The sequence below is a fragment of the Cobetia sp. 3AK genome (assembly GCF_029846335.1).
GTDB classification, from domain to species: domain Bacteria; phylum Pseudomonadota; class Gammaproteobacteria; order Pseudomonadales; family Halomonadaceae; genus Cobetia; species Cobetia marina.
This window is the reverse complement of the sequence record NZ_JARWKR010000011.1, coordinates 12,733-34,968: the sequence shown is the minus strand read 5'-3', so window position 1 is coordinate 34,968 and position 22,236 is coordinate 12,733. Positions and strand designations below refer to the sequence as shown.

General features: G+C 63.3%; 20 protein-coding genes, 2 tRNA genes and 1 riboswitch. Of the genes, 12 read left to right on the top strand and 10 right to left on the bottom strand.

Annotation, left to right across the window (positions count from 1 at the left end):
• The first annotated feature begins 182 nt into the window (after positions 1–182).
• Entirely contained in the window at positions 183–1,490 is a 1,308-nt protein-coding gene (gene nhaD / locus QD228_RS14590; RefSeq protein WP_279875960.1) for a sodium:proton antiporter NhaD, read from the top strand.
• A gap of 364 nt (positions 1,491–1,854) precedes the next feature.
• Here the strand turns inward: nhaD and QD228_RS14585 are convergent, their stop codons facing one another.
• Positions 1,855–2,625 (bottom strand): DUF1338 family protein, encoded by a 771-nt coding sequence (locus QD228_RS14585; protein WP_077372760.1) that lies wholly within the window; start codon positions 2,623–2,625, stop codon positions 1,855–1,857.
• Between the two features lie 116 nt (positions 2,626–2,741).
• Between QD228_RS14585 and QD228_RS14580 the strand changes: the two genes are divergently transcribed.
• Positions 2,742–3,641 carry a DMT family transporter gene (locus QD228_RS14580; protein ID WP_347882136.1) on the top strand — a complete coding sequence of 300 codons (900 nt, stop codon included), beginning with the start codon at positions 2,742–2,744 and terminating at the stop codon, positions 3,639–3,641.
• A gap of 92 nt (positions 3,642–3,733) precedes the next feature.
• On the opposite strand, the gene QD228_RS14575 is transcribed toward QD228_RS14580, so the two are convergent.
• From QD228_RS14575 to QD228_RS14565, 3 genes are all read right to left on the bottom strand, one after another.
• Positions 3,734–5,488 (bottom strand): monovalent cation:proton antiporter-2 (CPA2) family protein, encoded by a 1,755-nt coding sequence (locus QD228_RS14575; protein ID WP_077372766.1) that lies wholly within the window; start codon positions 5,486–5,488, stop codon positions 3,734–3,736.
• A 274-nt stretch (positions 5,489–5,762) separates the two neighbouring features.
• Positions 5,763–6,029 (bottom strand): GrxA family glutaredoxin, encoded by a 267-nt coding sequence (locus QD228_RS14570; RefSeq protein ID WP_077372769.1) that lies wholly within the window; start codon positions 6,027–6,029, stop codon positions 5,763–5,765.
• A gap of 178 nt (positions 6,030–6,207) precedes the next feature.
• On the bottom strand, positions 6,208–7,260 hold the full coding sequence (locus QD228_RS14565) for a YeiH family protein (protein ID WP_279875958.1): 1,053 nt from the start codon (positions 7,258–7,260) through the stop codon (positions 6,208–6,210).
• Positions 7,261–7,428: 168 nt separating this feature from the next.
• On the opposite strand from QD228_RS14565, the gene QD228_RS14560 reads away from it, so the two are divergent.
• From QD228_RS14560 to QD228_RS14550, 3 genes are all read left to right on the top strand, one after another.
• Positions 7,429–8,337, top strand: coding sequence for a LysR substrate-binding domain-containing protein (locus QD228_RS14560; RefSeq protein ID WP_077372772.1), 909 nt, complete (start codon positions 7,429–7,431; stop codon positions 8,335–8,337).
• 148 nt (positions 8,338–8,485) lie between these two features.
• Positions 8,486–9,322: an alpha/beta fold hydrolase gene (locus QD228_RS14555; RefSeq protein WP_279875957.1), complete on the top strand. Its 837-nt coding sequence runs from the start codon at positions 8,486–8,488 to the stop codon at positions 9,320–9,322.
• A 41-nt stretch (positions 9,323–9,363) separates the two neighbouring features.
• Entirely contained in the window at positions 9,364–10,614 is a 1,251-nt protein-coding gene (locus QD228_RS14550; RefSeq protein WP_176502674.1) for an MFS transporter, read from the top strand.
• A 116-nt stretch (positions 10,615–10,730) separates the two neighbouring features.
• Here the strand turns inward: QD228_RS14550 and QD228_RS14545 are convergent, their stop codons facing one another.
• From QD228_RS14545 to QD228_RS14535, 3 genes are all read right to left on the bottom strand, one after another.
• Entirely contained in the window at positions 10,731–11,918 is a 1,188-nt protein-coding gene (locus QD228_RS14545; protein WP_279875956.1) for an ABC transporter substrate-binding protein, read from the bottom strand.
• Between the two features lie 65 nt (positions 11,919–11,983).
• The gene (locus QD228_RS14540) at positions 11,984–12,751 is read right to left on the bottom strand and encodes an ABC transporter permease (protein ID WP_077372781.1); all 768 of its coding nucleotides are present in this window, start codon (positions 12,749–12,751) and stop codon (positions 11,984–11,986) included.
• Positions 12,748–13,500, bottom strand: a complete 753-nt coding sequence (locus QD228_RS14535) for an ABC transporter ATP-binding protein (RefSeq protein WP_205700454.1) — start codon at positions 13,498–13,500, stop codon at positions 12,748–12,750. The genes QD228_RS14540 and QD228_RS14535 overlap by 4 nt, the downstream gene beginning before the upstream one ends.
• A 61-nt stretch (positions 13,501–13,561) precedes the next feature.
• A riboswitch (TPP riboswitch) is annotated at positions 13,562–13,675 on the bottom strand.
• A 125-nt stretch (positions 13,676–13,800) separates the two neighbouring features.
• Here QD228_RS14535 and QD228_RS14530 point away from each other — a divergent pair.
• From QD228_RS14530 to QD228_RS14520, 3 genes are all read left to right on the top strand, one after another.
• Complete coding sequence (locus QD228_RS14530; RefSeq protein WP_279875955.1) at positions 13,801–14,760, top strand: hypothetical protein; 960 nt, start codon at positions 13,801–13,803, stop codon at positions 14,758–14,760.
• Positions 14,761–14,881: 121 nt separating this feature from the next.
• On the top strand, positions 14,882–16,591 hold the full coding sequence (locus QD228_RS14525) for a potassium/proton antiporter (protein ID WP_271302007.1): 1,710 nt from the start codon (positions 14,882–14,884) through the stop codon (positions 16,589–16,591).
• Positions 16,592–16,789: 198 nt separating this feature from the next.
• A complete protein-coding gene (locus QD228_RS14520) occupies positions 16,790–17,920 on the top strand; it encodes a GGDEF domain-containing protein (RefSeq protein ID WP_167593029.1) in 1,131 nt (376 codons plus the stop codon).
• Between the two features lie 74 nt (positions 17,921–17,994).
• Here the strand turns inward: QD228_RS14520 and QD228_RS14515 are convergent, their stop codons facing one another.
• From QD228_RS14515 to QD228_RS14505, 3 genes are all read right to left on the bottom strand, one after another.
• Positions 17,995–19,206, bottom strand: coding sequence for a DEAD/DEAH box helicase (locus QD228_RS14515; RefSeq protein WP_279875954.1), 1,212 nt, complete (start codon positions 19,204–19,206; stop codon positions 17,995–17,997).
• Between the two features lie 174 nt (positions 19,207–19,380).
• Positions 19,381–19,471: transfer RNA gene (locus tag QD228_RS14510), tRNA-Ser, on the bottom strand.
• A 197-nt stretch (positions 19,472–19,668) separates the two neighbouring features.
• Positions 19,669–19,759: transfer RNA gene (locus tag QD228_RS14505), tRNA-Ser, on the bottom strand.
• Between the two features lie 254 nt (positions 19,760–20,013).
• Here QD228_RS14505 and QD228_RS14500 point away from each other — a divergent pair.
• The 4 genes from QD228_RS14500 to tusB all read left to right on the top strand — a co-directional run bounded on the left by QD228_RS14500 (position 20,014) and on the right by tusB (position 22,159).
• Positions 20,014–20,682, top strand: coding sequence for a Bax inhibitor-1/YccA family protein (locus QD228_RS14500; protein ID WP_065392578.1), 669 nt, complete (start codon positions 20,014–20,016; stop codon positions 20,680–20,682).
• A 197-nt stretch (positions 20,683–20,879) separates the two neighbouring features.
• Positions 20,880–21,269: a sulfurtransferase complex subunit TusD gene (gene tusD, locus QD228_RS14495; RefSeq protein ID WP_077372797.1), complete on the top strand. Its 390-nt coding sequence runs from the start codon at positions 20,880–20,882 to the stop codon at positions 21,267–21,269.
• Between the two features lie 10 nt (positions 21,270–21,279).
• A complete protein-coding gene (gene tusC, locus QD228_RS14490) occupies positions 21,280–21,708 on the top strand; it encodes a sulfurtransferase complex subunit TusC (protein ID WP_279875953.1) in 429 nt (142 codons plus the stop codon).
• A gap of 160 nt (positions 21,709–21,868) precedes the next feature.
• On the top strand, positions 21,869–22,159 hold the full coding sequence (gene tusB, locus QD228_RS14485) for a sulfurtransferase complex subunit TusB (protein ID WP_084208989.1): 291 nt from the start codon (positions 21,869–21,871) through the stop codon (positions 22,157–22,159).
• Positions 22,160–22,236: the final 77 nt, after the last annotated feature.

Below are 22,236 nucleotides of genomic sequence, written 5' to 3'. Positions count from 1 at the left end.
AAACCGTACGCATCTGATGTCGAATGGTGGCGGTTCGTGAGCTGTGGTGTCATTCGCGCGCCGACTTTCCTGTCGGCCGGTGCAAGGGAAGGCCTGACATGGCACTCGGCCATCGTCGTGAGCATGCACCGCCACTCGACGTCCTCTCACGAGATGGACGCCCTTTCAGGGAGCAGAGCGACATGTGGTTGCAGGGAGTGTTGGTGGGGCTGGCGATCGGGGCCTTCGTGTTGATCGCCATCGAGGACGTGATTCATCTCAACAAGGCCAAGACGACCTTGTTGCTGGGGACGTTCAGCTGGTTGCTGCTGTTCATCTTCGGCCCCGGTGCGTTGGGAGTCGATGACGTCGGTGAGTCGCTCAACGAGAATCTGCTGGAAATCGCCACCTTGTGGCTGTTTCTGATGGCGGCGATGACCTTCGTGGCGTTTCTCAATGCCAAGGGACTGATCGCCAATCTCATCTATCGATTGCTGCCGGGCCGCATCGGTGAGCGAGGCCTGCTGTATCTGACCGGCACCTTCGCCTTTGCCTTCTCCTCTCTGGCCGACAACATCACCGCTACGCTGGTGTCGTTGACGCTGGTGCTGTCTCTGGGATTGCCGCCGAAGAAGACGCTGCGTTTCGCGGTGCTGGCGGTGTTTGCCGTCAATTCCGGCGGGGTGGCGTTGATCACCGGTGATGTGACCACACTGATGATCTTCCTCGCCGACAAGGTGCGTATCAGTGAGCTGATGCTGCTGGCCATCCCGGCCTTCGTCAGCGTGATGCTGCTGGCGACGCTGCTGCTGCCCGGGCTTGGGGGAGAAGTCCATCTGTCGCGTGAACGCCGTCCCACCCGGCGTCTGGACCGCTTCGTGGCCTGGCTGTTTCTCGCCACCATCCTCTCCACGCTGGGCCTGAACGTGCTGTTCGGTATCCCGCCCTTGCTGACCTTCCTGTTCGGGATGTCGATCATGTTCCTGCTCGGGCATGTGGCCGAGCGACGCAGTGACAGCGAAGAGCGCAGAATTCTTGATTACATCAGGATAATTGAATTCGACACTCTGCTATTCTTCCTCGGTATCCTGCTGATGGTGGGAGCGCTCAAGGAAGCCCGCCTGCTGGAAGGGCTGGCACAGCTCTATGACGTGATGCCTGCCATGCAGGCCAATTATCTGATCGGCCTGTTGTCGGCATTGGTCGACAACGTGCCGTTGACGGCTGCGGTGCTCAAGGCGGATGTCGGCATGAACGATGCCGAGTGGTTGGCGCTGACCTACGCCGCTGGCGTGGGCGGATCACTGCTGATCATCGGGTCGGCCGCTGGAGTGATTGCGCTTTCCAAGGTGCGCGAGGTGACCTTCATGAGCTACCTGCGCTTCTTCCCGGCGCTGCTGCTGGCGTACAGCGCCGGATACGTCGGCGCCTACTGGCTGGGGGGCCAGGTCACCGACACGCCGATGGACCTGGGAGTGGCGCTCACGTCACTGGGCTCATTGCTGCGCTAGGCGAGGTGGTTTCGGAGGCTTTTTTTCGTGACAGTCAGGCGCTCAGCGGTGAAGTGGTGAATTTTTGATCAATCTGACATTGGTCGCCAGATCGCGAAGCCGATGAGTGGATGTACAGAGATTCTTCACAGCTTTTTCCACAGCTTCTGTTGATAACCTGCTTGCGACCAACGTATTACGGCTCTGAGCCACCAGCAGACCTCATGGGGCACCCGAGCATGGCGCACGACAGCCAGTGGCTCGCGAGGGGAGCCCATGGCGGTGAGTCATGACATGGCTTGCCAATGAAAACGCCCCTGGCGCCAGAGGCGTCAGGGGCGTTGCGGCACTACTGCTTGCGAATCTGGCTCGTGAATCTTGTCCGTCAGGCACTCAGCTGGCAGAGCGTGTGCTCTGGCAGCAGTTGCTCGGCGGCGCGCTGATGCTGGCCACTGTCGGCCGTCGCCAGCAGGGCCAGCCCTCCCAGCACCACCATGTGCTCATCACCTTCGGCGAATACCATGCGTTGTGCGTGCGCGGGATAGTAGTGGTATTGCAGCTTGGGGTTGATGGGGAGTACGGCATGGTGGCGCCCGCTCTGCGGCGACATGCCGTGCATCAGCATGCCTTCGCAGACAGCTTCAAGCGTTTCTCCCAGCTCGTCGGCGTTGAAGCCCACGTGATGCAGGCGCGGGCCCATCACCGATAGCCATGCCGCCAGCGGGTTGGCTTCCAGCAGACGCTCGAAGGTGGGCCAGTCCGGCATGTCCCATGGGCGGCACGGCGCCAGCAGGTTCTGTCCCTTGCAGTCGTCACGGTGACTCTGGCTGATGAGCGTCTTCAGCAGGTCTCGGTGAAGGGGAGGCAGGCTATTGGCCTGAAGTTCGGCCAGCATGACAGCCGAGCCGCCATCCGGCGGCAGCAGCAGATCCACCAGTAGGCCACGGTCGGCCATGGCGTACTGCTTCACGCGTCGATAGCCCTGATGATAGAGGCTGGGACGCAGTTTCTCGCTGCGAAATGGCCCCTGATCCAGTGTCACGAACATCAGATATTCGGGCCTGATGCCATCCGGCCAGATGTCCAGCGCTCCGATATCCGGATGGCGGTGAACGAAGTCCAGCCATAGTTGTTGTAGAAATTCCTCGCGTTGCATGAAGCCTCCTTGACGGGATATCGGCACCCTGTGCTGGAGCGATTATAGGTACCTGCCAGATAAGGCCATTCAACGACATTGTCCTTTTTTTCTGACCGACTGTTCGGAGTGTGAAAATGCCAGTGCTGGTGGCGTATTGCGTGGTTCTCATGGTGTGGTCAACCACACCGCTGGCGATTTCATGGAGTGCTTCCGGGTGGCTGCCGGCCTGGTCTGCCATGGGGAGAATGTTAATTGCCGCATGTATCGGTTACCCATTGTTACGCATTCTCGGGCTGAAAATGGATTTCGGTCGCGTGGCAATTCGCAGCTACGTGGCGGCTGCACTGGGGATATGGGGTGGGATGTACTTCGCCTATATTGCTGCCGGTTGGTTACCAAGCGGTATCATGTCGTTACTTTTCGGCTTAGCTCCTCTGCTATCAGGACTTTACGCGCGCTGGTGGTTGAAAAGTGCGCCTCTTGACAAGCTGCAATGGTTAGGTTTCGCATTGGCATTGAGCGGACTGGCCATCGCCGTCTCGGACTCGCTGGCGCTACCGCCGGGCAGCTGGAAGGGGGTGGTGACCATGTTGCTGGCGGTCAACTGCTTTGCCGCTTCCGGCGTATTGGTCCAGCGAGAGCGAGCAGGGCTTCATCCGCTGGTGCAGACCGAGGGCGCGCTGCTCGTCTCGCTTCCGCTCTATCTTCTCGCGGCCCTGCTGGTCGATGGTGTGCCGCAGGCATGGCCGACACCGCGCCCGCTGGGGGCGATCGTCTACCTGGGTATCTTCGGCTCGTTGATCGGGTATCTGTGCTATTACTTCGTGCTGGCACGCCTGTCCGCCAGTACCGTGGCATTGGCCACCCTGATCACGCCGATATTCGCCATGAGTCTCGGCGCTGCCCTGAATGGCGAGATAGTCTCCAGCCGCGTGCTGGCGGGGGCGCTCTTCATCGTCGTGGGCCTGTGTGCCTATCTCTTCGGGCCGCAGTGGCGCGCTCGCCTGCGCGGGGGAGCCGTGACTCGCAGCTGAATGGCACGCCAGTGGATGCCAGAACCGAAAACGCCGCCCCGAGAGGGCGGCGTTTTCGGTTCTGGAGCGACAGCAGTTGGCGAGAGTGGACATCAGCCCTTGGTCTGGAACAGGCGCTTGAGCTCTTCCATGGCGCTCTTGGCGCTGGTGACCAGCGCCTCGGGGTCATGGCGGTTCTCGAAATCGCTCTTGAGCATGGTGTCATCCATCTCGCGGAAGGCGCGGACCACTTCGGCGGCACGTGCGCTTGGATAGCCCATGGCAACCAGCAGTTCGTTGCCCATTTCCAGGCTGCTGGCGTAGGTCTCGCGGATCACGTGTTCCACGCCCAGCTCCATCAGCTCCCAGGCATGGTGGCGATTGCGGGCCCGCACGAACAGCTTGAGATGCGGGAACTGCTGTCGAACGGTACGCACGATCTGGGTGGTCATCCTGGCGTCATCGACCGCCACCAGCATGATCTGTGCGTGCTCGGCGCCAGCCGCTCGCAGCAGCTCCGATCGGCTGGCGTCGGCGTAGAAGATGCGCGAGCCGAACTGACGCACGAACTCGACCTGGGTGATGTTGGGGTCGAGGGCGGTGAAGTTGATGCCCTGGGTCTTGAGAATGCGCGCGCTCATCTGACCGAAACGTCCGAAACCGGCAATCAGTACCGGCGGGGCTTCCTGACCGAAGTCTTCATCGTAGGGGCGCTTGGCTTCGCGCGCGGCACCGAACTTGCGCGCATAGCGATACAGGAAGGGCGTGGCGGCCATGGACAGCGTCACGGCGCTGATGACCAGACTGGTAAGCGTCTGATCGAAGATGCCGGCGGCCATGCCGGCGGTCAGCAACACGAAGTCGAATTCTCCGCCCTGAGCCAGTACGGCGGCCAGTGGCAGTGCCTCGGCAAGCTTCAGGCGTGCGACGCGGCCCACCAGCGTGATGACCAGCACCTTGCCGACCATCAGCGCCAGTGTCAGGCCCAGCACCGTCAGCGGGCGTTCCATGACCAGCGAGACGTCCACCGACATCCCGACCGCCATGAAGAACAGCCCCAGCAGCAGGCCCTTGAAGGGGTCGATGTTGGCTTCGAGCTCGTGGCGATAGACGGTATCCGCCAGCAGCACCCCGGCGAGGAAGGCCCCCAGTGCCATGGAAAGCCCGACCCATTCCATCAGCAGAGCGGTACTGATCACCACGAACAGTGCCGCGGCAGTGAAGATCTCGTGGATCTCGCTGCGTGCCACCATCTTCAACAGGCGCGGAACGACGAAGCGGCCAACGATGATGACCGCCGCCACCATGCCGATGCCCTTGGCGACACCGGCCCAGCCGGAGCCGGTGGAAGCGTCGAAGTTGTCGGCGAACAGCGGCAGCAGCGCCAGCAGCGGAATCACGGCCAGGTCCTGGAACAGCAGGATGGCGAAGGTTGACTGGCCATGGGGTGTCGCCAGTTGTTGATTCTCGCTGAGTACCTGAAGCGCAAAGGCGGTAGAGGACAGCGCCAGAATCAGGCCCAGCAAGGCGGCGGCCGGCAGTTCAAGGCCCAGCCATAACCCGACGGGCGTCAGCAGCGCTCCGCATAGCAGCATCTGTGCGCTGCCAAGCCCGGCAAGCTTGAGGCGCATGTCCCACAGGCGCTTGGGTTCGAGTTCCAGTCCGATCATGAACAGCAGCATGACCACGCCGAATTCCGCGAAGTGCAGCACCTCGGTCGGTTCCGAGATGAAGCCGATCAATGACGGCCCCAGCAGCACCCCGATCGCCAGATACCCCAGGATGGACCCCAGCCCCAGGCGCTGAAAGAGCGGCACGGCAACCACGGCGCAGCCCAGCAGCACGGCGCCTTCCATCAACATGTTCATGTTTGCTTCCTTGTCCAGCTACGTGCGGAGAAAGGCGAATTGTCGCCGCAGCTTGCAAGCGCCGCAAGCGCTCCGCTGCGCACTTTCCCGTTGCCGTGAGTGGCTGCCCTGAGGGAGGCACGAGTCAAGGCACTGGCGAGAGGTGGGAAGCTGGCCCTTGATTGACGGCGCGCGTGGCAGGGGCATCAGCAGCGCAACTGGCATGCCGGCTGCAAAAAAAAGCCCCCGCCATGGGCGAGGGCTTTTCAGGATCAGACAGAAGTCGAGGCGATGATCAGGCCTGCGGCATCAGTGCCTCGTCCTGAACGTACTGGTTGAACTCGGTGAAGCCACCGATGTGGGTCTGATCGACGAAGATCTGCGGCACGGTTTCCACCGGCTTGCCGATGGTCTTTTCCATGTCGGCCTTGGTGATGCCCTCGGCGTGGATGTCGATGTAACGGAAATCGAAATCATCGCGCTTGGCGGTAAGTTCTTCCGCGAGTTCCTTGGCGCGGACGCAGAACGGGCAACCCGGACGACCGAAGATGACTGCCAGCATGAGATTCTCCTTGGAGGGTACGTGATACTCGTCAAGCCCACCGTGACGTGATGTTCGTGGGCTTCCGGCAGAACCGGTGAGTCAATGGATGGATGCCATTGTGCTTGAGCCTCACCGGGTTTGCCAATTGAGCGGCACTAATTGGGTGATTGCGACACTCAATCATTGCCGGCGTGTATCACCCCATCAACAGCAGGTTGGCCCCGAAACCGCCGACCATGAGCAGCGCGAACAGGATCAGTGCCAGCAGGAAGGGCTTCATGCCCAGTGAGCGCAGGCGATCCATGCGTGTCTCGACCCCGAGTCCCGCCATCGCCATGGTCAGGGCGACGCTCCCCAGCACGGACAGGTTGGCGTGCAGGGCGGCAGGAATCTCGCCGGTGCTGTTGATCCCGGCCATGGCGATGAAACCGAGGGCGAACCAAGGAATGGTCATGCTGCCGCCGGCATCGCGGTCATCCCCCTCGCTGCGGCTGCGCATGGCCCACAGCTTGGGCAGCAGGAGCAGGAAGGGGACCAGCATCATCACGCGCATCAGCTTGACGATCAGGGCATTGGCCAGGGCGTCCGGACCTACCGCCTCACCTGCCGCCACGACCTGCGCGACCTCGTGAATGGTCGAGCCGATGTAGATGCCGAACAGCCCCTCATGCATGCCGGTCAGCGGGTAGAGCAAGGGGTAGGCCAGCATGGCCAGCGAGCCGAACAGTACCACCGTGGCCACGGCCATGGCGGTGGCTGCCGGGCGTGCCTTGATCATGGATTCCGTCGCCAGCACGGCCGCGGCGCCGCAGATGGCAGAGCCGGCACTGGTCAGCAAGGCGGTATCGCGATCCAGACCGAGCCAGCGCGTGCCCAGGAAATAGCCGCAGCTCAACACGGCGGCGATGACGATGACATCCAGCACGACCACGCTCCACCCCAGGCCGAGAATCTGCTGCAAGGTGATCGACAGTCCGAACAGGATGATGCCGAGTCGCAGCAGCTTCTTGGTCGCGACATGCAGCCCTGGTGCCAGTGCCCGGGCATGGCAGCTGGTGACGGGCAGGTTGCCGACCACGATGCCGCACAGCAGCGCGAAGACCAGCGGACTGACGCCGGTCGCGGCGAGGGTCGGAATGGCGTGCAGCCCCAGCCCCGCCAGTGTCAGCCCGCCGCACAGCGCGAGTCCCGGCACCATTCGGCGCAGCCGTTCCGTGACAGGGGGGGCAGTCAGCGTCTGTGCGTCCATTGGCTTTCTCCTTGGTGGGCGTGTCGGGTCAGGTCTTGTCGTGTGAAGGTCTTGAGTGCTTGTGAGAGCGTTGCATGCTTAGTGCTTCTGGTTTGATGAATAGTTTATGCAGGAATATTATTGGGCAGTTAGTCGATTATTCCTTTACCACTTACCGGAAAAACCGATATGCAGATCCATATCACCCTGCGCCAATTACAGGTCTTCGTCGCCGTGACTCGCCAGGGCTCGGTCAGTGGTGCCGCCCGAGAGATAGGGCTTTCGCAATCGGCGGCGAGCCAGGCGCTCTCAGAGCTGGAACGCCATCTTGACGTCGCGCTGTTCGAGCGACTCGGGCGCCGGTTGGCCCTCAATGCTAATGGCCGTCGTCTGCTGGCGCGTGCCGAACAGCTGCTGGAACAGACCCATGCACTGGAGCTGGAGGCCCGTGAGCCCGGGCTGGAGGAGGGGTTCCTGCGAGGCGAGCTGGAAATCGCCGCCAGCGCGACCATCGGGACCTGGCTGTTGCCCGGCCTGGCAGGGGCCTTCATGCGTGAAAATCCCGGGACCGAGCTCAACCTGCGCCTGCGCAATACCCATCAGGTGGTGGAGGCGGTGCTCAACTACGATGCCGAGCTGGGGCTGATCGAAGGGGATTGTCACGCGCCACGCCTGATGAGCCAGACCTGGCGCGAGGATGAACTGGTGGTGGTGGCGCCGCCGTCCCACCCGCTGGCGATACGTGCAACGGCACTCGATGACGAGGATCTGGCCAATGCCGACTGGATTCTGCGCGAGGGAGGGTCGGGCACGCGGGCGGTCTTCGAACGTGCACTGCACGGGCGAATCGAGCGCCTCAAGGTGCGCATGGAGCTGGGTCAGCATGAGGCCATCAAGCAGGCTGTGTTTGCCGGTCTCGGGCTGGGCTGCCTTTCACGCCTGTCTGTGGATGCGGAGCTGTCCCGCGGGGAGCTGGTCGTGCTGGAGACGCCCCAGCTCAACCTCAAGCGGCATTTTTCCATGCTCTGGCATCCGGAGCGCTATCGAAGCCCCCTGTGGCAGGCGGTCAAGGTCTATCTGGAAGCCAGTCCGCGGTGAGCCGCGCGGCGGCTTGATAGTCTGCTAACATGAGCGTTTTCTGACACTCGGCCACGAGGTTGCCGCTTCGCACTGGCGCGTGCCATCGCGGGCGATGCGTGAGGGTCGGGAGCGTCTGAGGGTCTGTCTAGCGTCCATGGAGATGATGATGAGCACTGCGACAAGCACGACGGTCGAGCTTTTCTACAACGAGAGTGATGCCCGTGAAGCCGCACAGGGCAATGAGGCGGGTGAGCAGGATGCGACGCCGCTGGTGATTCTGCATGGTCTGTTCGGGAGCGCGGACAACTGGCGCTCGCATATCAAGTTCTGGTCGCAGTCGCGTCGCGTCATCGCGGTGGATCTGCGCAATCATGGTCGCAGCCCGCATGTGGCGGGCATGAGCTACCCGGAGCAGGCCGCTGACGTGATCGCTCTGCTCGATCAGCTCGATATCCCCACCTGTGATCTCATGGGGCACTCCATGGGGGGCAAGGTGGCCATGCAGGTCGCACTGCAGGCACCTGAACGACTGCGCAGTCTCGTGGTGGCGGATATCGCGCCCATCGCCTACGGACACGGGCACGATGAGATATTCGCGGCCTTCGAGGCCGTGCGTGAGGCGCGTCCTGCCTCGCGCAAGGACGCTGACAACGTGATGGCACGCCATGTGGAAACGCCGGCTATCCGTCAGTTCCTCGCCACCAACCTGGTGCGCGATGAGGACGGCAGCATGGGCTGGCGAGTCGGGCTCGATCACATCGCGGCGGGTTACCCCCAGATCGTCGAGGCGCCTCAGGCACACGGCGAGGTGGAACTGCCGGCCCTGCTGCTGTGGGGCGAACGTTCCAATTACGTGCAAGCCGAAGGGCTCCAGGCAATGCGCGAGCGCTTCCCGCGCCTGGAAGATGCCTCGCTGGATGCCGGCCACTGGCTGCATGCCGAGCGAGCGAGCGAGTTCCAGCAAGCCGTCGAGACGTTTCTTGAACGCGTCGCACGCGCTTGAGCGGCTCACGTCATACGCCTGCGCCGTTGGCGGCGCCTCGCGTGCCTGACGAAGACGGCACGATACCGGTGACGCGTCACGAGCGTCTGGTGATCGCGCTGGTCACGCTGCTGCAGTTCGCCGTCATCATGGGCTTCACCATGGTGATGGCATTGGGGCCGGATTTCGCGCAGTCGCTGGACATTCCGCTGGACCACCTGGGCTACATCGTCGGCAGCTATCCGCTGGCGGCGGCGGTGGGTACCTTGCTGTGGACGCGGCATGCGGATCGTTTCGATCGTCGCTGGGCCGTGCTGGGCTTTCTGTTCGGTGCCGCGCTGTGTCATCTGATCGCGAGCTTCGCCACCGGATTCGAGACGCTGCTGGCCGCGCGCATGCTGGGCGGGCTGTTCGGTGGGCCGGCGGCGGCCACGGCACTGGCCATCGTGATCGATGTCGTGCCGGGAATCCGGCGTGGACGCGCCATGGGGATGGTGATGGGGGCCTTCTCGGTGGCCTCGGTGCTGGGGCTGCCCTTCGCGCTGTGGTTGTCCGAAGGCTTTGGCTGGCAGGCGCCATTCCGGGCCGTCGCGCTGCTGGCGTTGCTGGTCTGCGGGTTGCTGGCCTGGGTGCTGCCGCCGATCCGGGGGCATCTGGACAATCCTCGCAGTCGCGCCGGTACCTCCATCGCCACCATTCTCGCGCAGCCGAATCACCGGCTCGGGCTGGCGCTGATCGCCACCGCGATGTTCAGCAACTTCCTGGTGATTCCCAATCTCTCCAGCTATCTGCTGTTCAATCTCGATCTGCCTCGCGAGGATCTCGGCGGGCTCTACATGATCGGAGGCGGACTGTCGCTGGTGGGCATGCAGCTGACCGGGCGGCTGTGTGATCGCTTCGGCAGTGTCTGGCCCGGCACCATCACCTGTCTGCTGACGGCGTTGGTGGGCTGGGCCTTCCTGCTTCATTCGCCGGGGCCGTCGCTGGTGTGGGTGGGGTTCGGTGCCTACATGCTGTTCTCCTCGGCGCGGCGGGTGGCACAGAACACGCTCAACAGCTTCATTCCTGCCGAGCACGAGCGGGCCGCCTTCACCAGCACCCAGAGTGCCGTTCAGCATCTGAGTTCTGCCGCGGGCAGTTATCTCGGGGCGGCGCTGCTGGTCAGCTCGCCGGGTGGTGCCCTTGAGGGCATGCCACTGCTCGTGGCGGTGCTGGTGGTCGCGCTGGTGATCCAGCCTGTGCTGATGGCGTGGTTGGCGCGGCGTCTGGCCAGGCGGGCGTCTGCCGGCAGTCCGGTGGATGGCAGGCGCTGACAGGAAGGTCTCGGGAGGCAAGGGGCGGGGGCATCCTCGCGTCATCTGGCAGAAAGCAAACGACGCCCTGTCGGGAAACCGGCAGGGCGTCGTCGTGTCTGTCATCGTCCGTCTATTCAGGGCGCGTTGACGTCGATGGCCAGGTGGTCGAGTGACTGGCGCTGCTTGATCATGCCGCGCTCGTACAGGAAGTTCTCGAAGTCACGGTAGCGGCCGGCATCCAGTGCGGCCGGACGCAGGGCGAAGCGCGGCAAGGTGGCATACCAGGCTTTCTTGTTGAGCGCGGTATCGAGTGCCGGGTCGGACTCGCGGAACAGCTTCCAGCCCTTGTCAGGGTGGTTGATCATCCAGGCGGTGGCTTCACCGACGGCGGACAGGAAGGCGGCGTACTGCTCGTGCTTGTGAGAATAGCTGTCGCTGTTGGCGACGAAGATCAGTTCGTCATACGTCGGCACGCCTTCTTCCTCGATGTAGAAGGCGCGGCCCTTGACGCCTTCCTGTGCCATCTGGGCGAGTTCGAAGTTGCGGAATGCCCCGGTGACGGCGTCGACCTTGCGGGTCAGCAGTGACGGCGTCAGCGAGAAGTTGACGTTGGTCAGGGTGATGTCATCCAGTGTCAGGCCGCTGTTCTGGAGCATGGTGGACAGCAGGACTTCCTCCACGCCACCGACGGAATAGCCGACACGCTTGCCCTTGAGGTCGGCCATCGACTGGATGTCACTGTCAGCCCGTACCACCACCACGTTGAGCGGGGTGGCCACCAGCGTGCCGATGCGCACCAGCGGCAGCCCTTGATCCACCTGCAGGTGCAGCTGGGGCTGATAGCTGATGGCGATGTCGACACGCTCCGCCGCGGCAAGCTTGGGGGGGACGCTGGGGTCTGCCGGAGCGATCAGCTCGACGTCCAGACCATGTTGCTTGAACAGGCCCAGTTCCTGAGCCAGCACCAGCGGCCCGTGGCCGGGATTGGTGTACCAGTCGAGCATGACCTTGAGGTGCGTGAGGGGCTTGGCATCGGTGGCGGCCGCTTGCGGGTCCTGCACATCGCCAGCGGCGGGGCGGGTCTGTTGCTCGGTCTCGGCAGTCTGCTTGGCAGAAGCGTATGGCTCGAGGGTGGCACCGTCCTGCCCGGTCTTGGTGACCGCTGCCGCTGCACTATCGCTGGCGGTCGGGGCCTGGGGCTCGGCGCTGGCGCCAGTCTCGGCTGACAGGGCGAAGGTGCTCAGGCTGAGGGTTGTCAGCAGCGTCGCGAAGAGGCAGGACAGCTTGCCGGAACGGCGGATCGCCGATGGCGAGAATGGCATGGCGGTATTCCTTGTGGTGTCGAGAATGTGAGGCCGTCAGGGCATCGCCTGACAGCCGGAAGCGCTCAGTTCAAACGGGTCAGGCGATCCCGATGCCAGGGCATCAGGCGACGCAGCAGGGCATCCAGCGTGAAATACAGCAGCAGCGAAAAGGCGACCAGCACCAGCAGAGCGGCGAACATCAGGTCGATTTCCATCCGGGCATTGGCATTGAGCATCAGATAGCCGAGGCCCTGACTTGCGCCGGCCCACTCACCGATGACGGCCCCGATGGGAGCGGCTGTCGCTGCCATGCGCACGCCGGAAGCCAATGCCGGCAGCGCGGCGGGCAGTTGGACATGCAGCAGCAGTCGCCACGGGCTGGCGCCCAGGGTGTGGGCGAGATCCAGCCAGCCCTGAGGGGTCTGTCGCAGGCCGTCGTAGCCGGTGGAGGCCACGGGGAAATAGATGATCAGCGTGGCCATCACGACCTTGGAGAGCATGTCATAGCCCAGCCACAGCACCAGCAGTGGAGCGATCGCGAACAGCGGGATCACCTGGCTGATCAGCAGCAATGGCAGCAGGGTGCGCCGCAGACGGGGGATGAACGCCAGTGCCAGCGCGGTGCTCAGTCCGAGAAGGACCCCCAGTACCAGCCCGCCAAGAATCTCGGCGAAGGTGATGCCGGCGTGGTGTGCCAGCATCGGAGCCTGACGGACCAGCACCTCCGCGACTGCCAGTGGCGCTGGCAGGATGTAGGGCGGCACGGCCGTGGTGATGATCACCAGTTGCCAGAGTCCCAGCAGGACGGCGGCGCTGATGGCGAGATGACGCAGGGCATGCAGGCGTTTCATGGCGTCTCCTCGCCGTCGCGCAGGCGTGTGATCAATTCGGACTGGGCCTGCTGCAGGGCGGGCAGGTCCAGCGGCACCGGGCGAGGCGGCGAGAGCCCCGGCAAGCGGTCGAGCACTGCCCCCTGCTGGCTGTCGCGGCCCGGACGCAGCACCAGCAGTTGGTCGGCCAGGCGCAACGCCTCGAGCGGGTCATGCGTGACCATCAGCACGGTGCGTCCGTCCAGCAGCCGGCTGGCGAGATCATGCAGTTCGAGTCGCGTGATGGCGTCCACTGCGGAGAAGGGCTCATCCATCATCACCACCGGAGCCTGCTGGTAGAGCGTTCGCGCCAATGCGACGCGTTGGCGTTGGCCGCCGGAGAGGGCGTCTGGCCAGGCCTGCTCGCGCCCCTCCAGACCCACCGCTGCCAGCAGTTCGCGGGCCCGCTCGGTATCGCGAGGGCGACGATGGAGGTCATCTCCCAGACACAGGTTGTCCAGCACCCGGCGCCAGGGCAGCAGCAGGTCCTGCTGCGCCATCCAGGCGACGCGACCCGCCAGTGGCTTGCCATCATCGGTGGTGAGTTCCAGCGTGTGATGGTCGGGCATCTCGAGGCCGGCCAGCAGGCGCAGCAGTGAGCTCTTGCCGCAGCCCGAGCGGCCCAGCAGGGCCGTCCAGCTTCCGGCATCCAGACGCGCCGACAGATCACGAAACAGCGTATGGCTGGCGTAATCGATGCGGGCGTTGTTGAGGGAGAGTCCCAGCGACACAGTGTCATCCGTGGTCAGGCGGCATGCCGAGGGGAGGAAGCACGCAGGGCGCCTGACGCTTGGGCAGGTGACCGGAATTCCCTCCGCCGGTATCAACCGGATCAGGTTCCAGGGGTTGCCATGCGACGTGACGCATCGGCTCTCAGCCCACTTTCGGGCACCCCCATCCAGGCCGACAGTGTACCGTCACCTGCCCGCCGGTTGCATCCCTGCCATCGTCGGGGTGGCTGTCGTGTGGCTATGCTGCATGGCCCGGTGTTGGGTATGCTATCGAGGTATCGCAGCCTCAAGGAGATCAACATGCCTGATACCCCGGATCTCTCGACCTGCTCCAGCGGTTATCCCGTGCCACCGCAGCGACCCGTGATGCCAGACGCGACATCCGTGCCCAGTGGCTGGCCGGAGGATGCGCTGACTCGCCGTCTTTCCACCTATCTGGGGCATGCGCTGGAGCCGCTGGCACTTGCCTGGCCGGATAGTGCCAATTGGTTGTGGCGGCAGCGTGGCGGCACCCCCGGCCTGATCAAGCTGGCGCGGACCGGCCCGGATCACGACCCCTTCTGGCGAGCGATGCGCGGTGTCTTCGGCGCCGATCGCTGGGCGCAACCTGAGGCCCTGACACGGCTGGCGGGCGCGTTGCCGGCGCGTTTGCCCATCCCTCCGCTGCCGCTGACCTATCTGGGACGTCTCGATGGCGCGCCCGTCTGGCATCTGCCGTGGTCCAGCGGTCAGCCCAGTGATCTCAGTGACACCTTCTGTGAGTTGTTGGGAGATCAGGTCGGGCGGCTGCATCAGGACACCGTGTCCGGCTTTGGTCAGCCCCTTGCCCAGCCCATGCCGTTGCTGCATTGGAATGCCCGCGTGACGCGTTTTCTCGCGCGCCATCCCCTGTCCCATGAGCTGGGGGACCTGCCATCACGTACCTTCTCGCATCCCGCTCGCGCCGTCTGGAGTCTGCCGGACCTGCGCGCGGACCAATATCTGTGCGCCGCCACCGGCTGGGTATGGAGCGACTGGGAGGCACTGGTGTGGGCTCCGATCGAGTTCGACTGGGCACTGATCGAGTTGTTGCTGGAGACGCCGAGTCAGCGTGAGGCCTTCCTCGCCGGTTATTCGCGTCATGGGCGCATGGTCGATATCGACGGTCAGCGTGAGCTGTGCCGAGCCCTGTTGTGGGCGATGGAAGCCTTCGGTCCGACCCGCTACGCCGAGCTGGCGGCAGCCCCGGCCTGGGTGTCGCCGAGAAGCCTGACATGTTGATCGCAAGTCCATGAATATTTGAGAAATTTCTCTGCAGCCTCGTCGCTGACATGGAATACTGTCTCTGGGCCGTCGCAGACGTGATTCGAGACTTGGTGCCGGGAATGGCGGGGGAGCACACGTGGTAGAGAATCTGAACTATTACTTCTTGCTGGCGGGCATGCTCATCGCCTTGAGCGTGCTGGCAAGTCGGGTCTCGGCTCGTCTCGGCATGCCCCTGCTGTTGCTGTTCCTGGGACTCGGCATGCTGGCGGGGGAGGATGGCGTGCTCGGCATCCAGTTCGATGATGCCTCTACCGCGTACCTGATCGGCAATCTGGCGTTGGCACTCATTCTGCTCGATGGCGGTCTGCGCACCCGTCTCTCGACCTTCCGCGCGGGTCTCAAGCCGGCATTGGTGCTGGCGACCGTCGGGGTCTTCATGACCAGCGGGCTGGTGGGGCTGCTGGCCATGTGGCTGTTTGACCTCACCCTGATCGAAGGCCTGCTGGTCGGGGCCATCGTCGGCTCTACCGACGCCGCGGCGGTCTTCTCGCTGCTGGGCGGGCAGGGGGTGCACCTCAACGAGCGGGTCGGGGCGACGCTGGAGATCGAGTCCGGTACCAACGACCCGATGGCCATCTTCCTCACCATCACTCTGGCCGAGATACTGACCGGACAGCTGACGGGGGTCGCCGCCGGACTCATGAGCTTCGCGCTGCAGTTCGGGGTCGGCGCGGGCATGGGGATCGCCGGTGGCTGGTTGATCGCCCGTCTGATGCGCTATCTGGATCTGGCGCCCGGCCTCTATTCCCTGCTGGCGCTGGCGCTGGGCCTGAGCCTGTTCGCGACGACCAATGAGCTCGGTGGCAGTGGCTTCCTGGCCATCTATCTGTGTGGCCTGATGATCGGCAATCATCCGGGGCGCCACCTCGAACACATCCTGCCGGTGCATGACGGACTGGCCCACCTGTCCCAGATCGTGCTGTTCCTGATGCTGGGTCTGCTGGTCTCACCCTCCACGATGCTGCAGTTCGCGCTGCCAGCCGCCATTCTGAGCGTGGCGCTGATCCTGTTCGTGCGCCCCCTGGCCGTGATCCTGTGTCTCAAGCCTTTCTTCCGCTTCCGCTGGCGAGAGCTGTGGTTCATCAGCTGGGTCGGGTTGAGGGGGGCGGTGCCGATCGTGCTGGCGATCTTCCCGGTGATCACCGGGGTCGAGAATGCCGGCGTCTACTTCAATGTCGCCTTCTTCGTGGTGATCATCTCGCTGCTGGTGCAGGGCTCGTCGCTGGCTCCCATGGCGCGCAAGCTCAGGGTGGTGGTGCCGCCGGGCGCACAGCCCAGCCGCCGCAATCTGCTGGGCATCATGCCCGTCAACGATTACGAGATGCTGGTCTACCGGGTCGACAACACGGCGCTGGAAGGCGTGGCATTGCGCATGCTGCGCTTCCCCTCCGGGGCCAAGGTCGGGGCACTGTTCCGCAACAAGGTGCTGATCCATCCCAAGGGCAGCACCTGTCTGCATCAGAAGGACGTGCTGTGCGTCGTCGGGCGCTCCTGTGATGTGCCAAGCCTCAATCGCATGTTCAATGGCGAGAGTCTGCAGCATGAACAGCGCGCCTTCTTCGGCACCTTCACCCTGGAAGGGGATGCCAACATGCAGGATATCGCCGATGTCTACGGACTGACGCTCTCTCAGGGCGAGCAGCACCTGACCATCGCCGAGTTCATCACCCGCAGAGTCGGCGGGGTGCCGGTGGTCGGGGATGATGTCGACTGGCATGGCATTCACTGGGTGGTGAATGAGGTCGAGGGCAATCGCATCACCAAGGTGGGGCTGCGCCTGCATTGACGCGGATCTTTCCGTCGTGACCCGGTTCTGCCTGTCGTGACGCCAGGCTGGCTCGGCGCTTGGTGGCGGGTTTATGCATTGCGTGTAATGTGCTGATCACCTTTCGACTGAGGGATGACGTACCCTTGGCTCGTCAGGCCTTTACCCGCCTGGTCTGGCTGGCCACGAATGGTGGTCAGCAGCCAAGGAGATAGTCTCATGGGCAGTCCACATCCACACCTTGCGCGCTGGCTGTTGCGATTCGAGGATTTCCCACCAGGCCTCACCGAGGACGAGAAGACCTTCCACGCCACCTTCAATGTGGTGTATGTGCTCGCGATAGCGAGTCACCTGCTGTATGCCGGTCTGATGCTCTGGCTGGGAGAGATGGGCATTCTGGCGCTGGATCTGGGCATGCTGGTGGTGGACCTTGTCTGTCTACAGCTGCATCGCGCGCGCCGAGAGGTACTGGCCGCCAACCTGCTGGCATTGGGTACCTGTGCCCAGATAAGTCTGTCCCTGGGCTATTTCGGTCCAGCCCCCGGTTTCGATTATTTCTATTTCGGTGCGCTGCTGTGCATCTACTGCATTCGCATGCCCTTCACGCGACGTCTGCTGCTGTGTCTCATCTGCCTGAGCATGCCGCTGCTGGCCTATGTCGTGCTGATGTTCCAGGGGGTGGCCAATCCGCTGCCGCCCGGGTGGGCATTCGCGTTCCGACTGATCAATCTCTGCGTTCTGACCGTGTTCTTCACCCTCGTGCTGGTACAGATGGGGTGGTCGGCGGATCGCTTGCGCCAGCGTTTCGAGTCACGCGAGCGGTTCGATGAGTTGACCGGGGCGCTGAGTCGCGCGGAACTGATCGACAAGGGGCGTGAGATGTTGATGGGAACACAGCCCATCAGCGTGATGATGGTGGATGTCGACCACCTGGGGCTGATCAACGAGACCTGGGGACGCGCGGCGGGCGACCAGGTGCTCAAGGAGCTGGTGAAGCGCATGCGCAGTATCCTGCGCGGAGAGGATCTGATCGGTCGCTATGGCGGGGAGGAGTTCGTGCTGCTGAGTCCGCGGCTGCATGGTGAGCGCGCCGACCAGGTGGCGGAGCGTCTGTGCAAGGGGGCCTCGGCATTGCCCTTCGTCATCAATGACGGCATCAACAGTCTCGATGTCAGTCTCTCGATCGGCGTCGCCCAACGCCAGTCCGGGGACAAGGATCTGGAAAGCCTGATCGCCAAGGCGGACGTCAACCTGTTTCGCGCCAAGCGCGAAGGCTGCAATCGTTTCGTCAGCGACAACCAGCTGGGGCCGGTATCGCGCAGCAGCGAATCTCACGGCAGCAGGTCGTGAGGCGGTGATCAGCAGTGAGAGCGACAGTGGAGGAGGTTCCACTGTCGCGGTGTCGCGTACGGTGCGCGAATGGCTCAGCGCTTGCCGGCAGGTCGGCGGCGAGCGCGGGCCGGCTTGCGTGGCAGCGGGTCCATCGTCGAGGCGGGCACGGCGAGTCCGGGCTCGAACCCTTCGATCACCACACGCTCGATGAAGTTGCCCAGATGCTGCTCGATGGCGCACAGGTTGCGGAAATCATCACGCGATACCAGTGAGATGGCTTCACCGCTTGCCCCGGCGCGTCCGGTGCGTCCGATACGGTGCACATAGTTCTCTGCCTCATCCGGCAGGTCATAGTTGACCACCCGCTGCAGGTCATCGATGTCGATGCCGCGCGCCGCGACGCCCGTCGCCACCAGAAATGGCACCTTGCCTGCCTTGAAGTCTGCCAGCAGCTGCTCGCGGACCGCCTGGCTGCGTCCGCTGTGGAAGGATTCGGCGCCAATGCCGCGCTTCTCCAGCTGGCTGACCAGCTTGGCCGCACCGCGCTTGGTCTCGATAAAGATCAGCGCCTGCTGCCACTCGCCACTCTGGATCAGGTGGCTGAGCAGCGCGGATTTGAATTCCTTGTCGACCGTGATCAGGCGCTGGGTGATCTCGGGAGCGCTGGTGTTTTCCGGCGCGATGGAAATCTCCACGGCGTCCGTCACCGCCGTTCTGGCCAGCATGCGTACCTGGGTCGACAGGGTGGCGGAGAACAGCAGATTCTGACGTTGGCTGGGCAGTTTCTCGACGATCTTGTTGATGTCGGCGATGAAGCCCATGTCGAGCATGCGGTCAGCTTCATCGATGACGAGGGTGCGTGTCTCGTCGAGATGGATCGCGCGTCGGGTCAACATGTCGAGAAGACGCCCTGGCGTCGCGACCAGAATGTCCACGCCTTCGATCAGACGCTGTTGCTGCGGGGCGATGTCCACGCCGCCATACATCGCCATGGAGCTGAGCGTGAGATGTGCGGCATATTGGCGGATGTTGTCTTCCACCTGGATGGCCAGCTCACGCGTCGGCGTCAGGATGACGGCATGCACTCGCTTGGCGCGAACCTCGGGGGCGTCTATCAGTTGTTGCAGCAGGGGCAGCACGAAGCTTGCCGTCTTGCCGGTGCCGGTCTGCGCGGCGGCAATCAGGTTGTCGCCGGCCAGCACGACGGGAATCGCCTGCGCCTGAATCGGGGTCGGGGTCTGATAACCCTGCTCGGTAACAGCCTTGACGATGGGGTCGCTCAATCCAAGGGCGGAAAATGGCATGGTGTCTCGATTTTTCAAGGGGAGGAGGGATTGTACGACCACGGGGTGTCGCAAGGCGTTGAGTGATCCATTGTACCTCCCCGGGAGGATGCCATGAGGAATGGCCACTGCAGGCAGGTGTGCAATGAAAAAGCCCCGTCTACCTGAAGTAGACGGGGCTTTCGGAATTCAAGGTGGTGGAGGGACAGGGATTCGAACCCTGGGTAGGCTATTAACCTACGCCGGTTTTCAAGACCGGTGCATTCAACCGCTCTGCCATCCCTCCGACTCACGGAGCGAAATACTACCGAAACTGATGAGAATAGCAAGAGGTGAGCGAAGAAAAATCTTCGGAAAAGCCATCGCGGACAATCACTTGCGGTGATCATCAAACGCCTCTTGAGCGCTGCCGGCTGCCAGGCGACAGGGTGAGCACGAAAAAGCCCCGCCTACCTGAAGTAGACGGGGCTTTTGGAATCAAGGTGGTGGAGGGACAGGGATTCGAACCCTGGGTAGGCTATTAACCTACGCCGGTTTTCAAGACCGGTGCATTCAACCGCTCTGCCATCCCTCCGACTCACGGGATGAAATACTACGGATTTCTCTGGCCGCGTCAAGGACTTGGGGTAAATTTCCTTTCCGTTCAGATGCTTGAAAGGTAGCGAGTGCCACACTGTGCGGGGAGAGCGAGGATGAGGTTGCCTTTTGCGCGCTGGATAGTTGCATGAAACGGGCTTTTCATCGTCCTGTCTCTTGATTAGGGAAACCCCGACGGGCATGCTGGGGTCAATTCGATGCATCCATCGTAGCAACCTGAGGATAGACACCATGGCTAACAGCTCCTGGCAGGTCTCGCAGGATACCGCGAGCCGCTCACTCAGTACCCACCGGGTACTGCGCAACACTTACATGATGCTGGCGATGACGCTGCTGTTCTCTGCGCTCACCGCTGGCGTGGCGATGAGCATGGGCGTGGGCCGCATGAACATCTTCGTGCTGCTGATCGGTGCCTACGGTCTGATGTTCCTGGTCCACAAGACCGCGAATTCCACCGCCGGCATCTTCGCCACCTTCGCCTTCACCGGCTTCATGGGCTTCACGCTCGGCCCGGTGCTCAATGCCTACCTGAGCATGCCCAACGGCGCTCAGCTGGTGATGACGGCACTCGGCATGACAGGCATCACCTTTGCTGGTCTGTCCGCGGTCGCACTGGTGACGCGCAAGGACTTCTCGTTCCTTGGCAACTTCCTGTTCGCGGGTGCCATCGTGCTGATTCTGGCGATGCTGGCGGCGATGATCTTCAACATCAGTGGTCTGGCGCTGGCAGTATCGGCCGGCTTCGTGCTGTTCGCCTCCGCGGCGATCCTGTTCGAGACCAGCCAGATCATCCATGGCGGGCAGACCAACTATCTGCTGGCGACGGTCAGCCTGTACGTCTCCATCTACAACATGTTCGTCAGCCTGCTGGCGCTGCTGGGCTTTGCATCCGACGATTGATCGTCAGACGCTACCCCGCAAGCCTTGCATCAACGACCCCGCCTCGGCGGGGTCGTTGCGTTGTGGGGCATGGACACGGCGCGGCGGCAGGGAACGGCGGTACGTCGCGGCGGTGGTGGTGGCGATGCGGGGCTCTGACAGATGCCACCACTCGCGCTAGAATGTCGCCCTCAATGCGCAGCCGACTCGAGGTTCACATGCGTTACGCTCTGGCCGTCTACGGCGGTCCCTACAGTCAGCAGGCCAGTCATTCGGCCCTGCGCTTCGCCGAGGCGTTGCTGGCCCGCGGGCATCGTCTGAGCACGGTGTTCTTCTATCACGACGGCGTCTACAACGCGGCGACGATGATGGCACCTCCTCAGGATGAGCCACATCTGCGGGACCGCTGGATCGCGCTGGCGGAGCAGGGCGAGACCCGTCTGCAGGTGTGCGTGGCAGCAGGGCTCAGGCGTGGCATGCTCGATGAGCGTGAAGCCGCGCGACACGGCAAGCAGGGGGCGACCCTCGAGGCGCCCTTCGAGTTGACCGGACTCGGGCAGCTGGTGGAAGCCACGCTCGAGAATGACCACCTGATCACCTTCGCCTGAGGAGAGCACCATGAGTGATGCGATGTCACAGCCAGCGACGCACGCTGCCGACCATGGGCAGGTGAGCGATGACCTCGCGCCGGGCGATCTGTTGATCCTGTTGCGTCACGCGCCGCATGGCAGCAGCTGGCTGCGCGAGGGGCTGGAGGCGGCGATGGTCGCGGCGGCGTTCGGGCGCGAGGTCGGGTTGCTGTTCAGTGGGGATGGCGTATTGGCCCTGCTGGAAGGCCAGCAACCGGGCGCGCTGGGGCAGAAGGGCAGTGACAATCTCCTGGCAGCGCTGGACATGTACGATGTCCAGCGCTGTTATGTGGATGCCGCCGCCCTGCGCGCACGGGGCCTGAGCGTCGAGGATATCGCCTTGTTGCCGGTGACCCTGATGGAGCACGACGATATCGTGGTGCTGACCGGCGCCTTCTCGCGGGTCTTGAGCTTCTGAGGCCTGCCTGACGCCCGGGCGTGCGGCTGGTATGCTCCGCCATCATCACCCTCGCGCTCGCGCTTCGGGCGCAAGATCGCACTGGCGGGCGTGCGGCTCACGCCTTTCGCAGGCGCGTCTCTGTCCCGCGCACTCTTGCCTCCCTTGACTGGATAATTGCATGAATCTTCATCTTCTCAATCGCTCGCCATTTTCCAGTCGCATTCTGGATGATGCGCTCAATGCCATGGGGCCCGAGGACCAGCTGCTGCTGATCGAGGATGGTGTCAACGGCGCATTGGCTGGCGCGGAGCACTATTTCGTCGGCCTGGAAGGGCGTCTGTTCGCCTTGCGTGAGGATCTCGAGTCACGTGGCCTGTCGGGCCGTTGTAGCGCGAGCGTGATCGTGGTGGACGTGGATGGCTTCGTCGCGCTGACCGAGGCCGCGGACAAGACGATCTCCTGGTTCTGAGCGGCGCGATGTGTCACGTCAGCCGGACAGACATGTCGCATGTCATTTCTTGAGTGGAACGAAACATCAGGATGAGC

Bases quoted from the DNA above. Each gene is read 5' to 3' on its own strand.
- nhaD (WP_279875960.1), top strand. From the start codon at position 183: ATGTGGTTGCAGGGAGTGTTGGTGGGGCTGGCGATCGGGGCCTTCGTG.
- QD228_RS14585 (WP_077372760.1), bottom strand. From the start codon at position 2,625: ATGCAACGCGAGGAATTTCTACAACAACTATGGCTGGACTTCGTTCAC.
- QD228_RS14580 (WP_347882136.1), top strand. From the start codon at position 2,742: ATGCCAGTGCTGGTGGCGTATTGCGTGGTTCTCATGGTGTGGTCAACC.
- QD228_RS14575 (WP_077372766.1), bottom strand. From the start codon at position 5,488: ATGAACATGTTGATGGAAGGCGCCGTGCTGCTGGGCTGCGCCGTGGTT.
- QD228_RS14570 (WP_077372769.1), bottom strand. From the start codon at position 6,029: ATGCTGGCAGTCATCTTCGGTCGTCCGGGTTGCCCGTTCTGCGTCCGC.
- QD228_RS14565 (WP_279875958.1), bottom strand. From the start codon at position 7,260: ATGGACGCACAGACGCTGACTGCCCCCCCTGTCACGGAACGGCTGCGC.
- QD228_RS14560 (WP_077372772.1), top strand. From the start codon at position 7,429: ATGCAGATCCATATCACCCTGCGCCAATTACAGGTCTTCGTCGCCGTG.
- QD228_RS14555 (WP_279875957.1), top strand. From the start codon at position 8,486: ATGAGCACTGCGACAAGCACGACGGTCGAGCTTTTCTACAACGAGAGT.
- QD228_RS14545 (WP_279875956.1), bottom strand. From the start codon at position 11,918: ATGCCATTCTCGCCATCGGCGATCCGCCGTTCCGGCAAGCTGTCCTGC.
- QD228_RS14540 (WP_077372781.1), bottom strand. From the start codon at position 12,751: ATGAAACGCCTGCATGCCCTGCGTCATCTCGCCATCAGCGCCGCCGTC.
- QD228_RS14530 (WP_279875955.1), top strand. From the start codon at position 13,801: ATGCCTGATACCCCGGATCTCTCGACCTGCTCCAGCGGTTATCCCGTG.
- QD228_RS14520 (WP_167593029.1), top strand. From the start codon at position 16,790: ATGGGCAGTCCACATCCACACCTTGCGCGCTGGCTGTTGCGATTCGAG.
- QD228_RS14515 (WP_279875954.1), bottom strand. From the start codon at position 19,206: ATGCCATTTTCCGCCCTTGGATTGAGCGACCCCATCGTCAAGGCTGTT.
- QD228_RS14500 (WP_065392578.1), top strand. From the start codon at position 20,014: ATGGCTAACAGCTCCTGGCAGGTCTCGCAGGATACCGCGAGCCGCTCA.
- tusD (WP_077372797.1), top strand. From the start codon at position 20,880: ATGCGTTACGCTCTGGCCGTCTACGGCGGTCCCTACAGTCAGCAGGCC.
- tusC (WP_279875953.1), top strand. From the start codon at position 21,280: ATGAGTGATGCGATGTCACAGCCAGCGACGCACGCTGCCGACCATGGG.
- tusB (WP_084208989.1), top strand. From the start codon at position 21,869: ATGAATCTTCATCTTCTCAATCGCTCGCCATTTTCCAGTCGCATTCTG.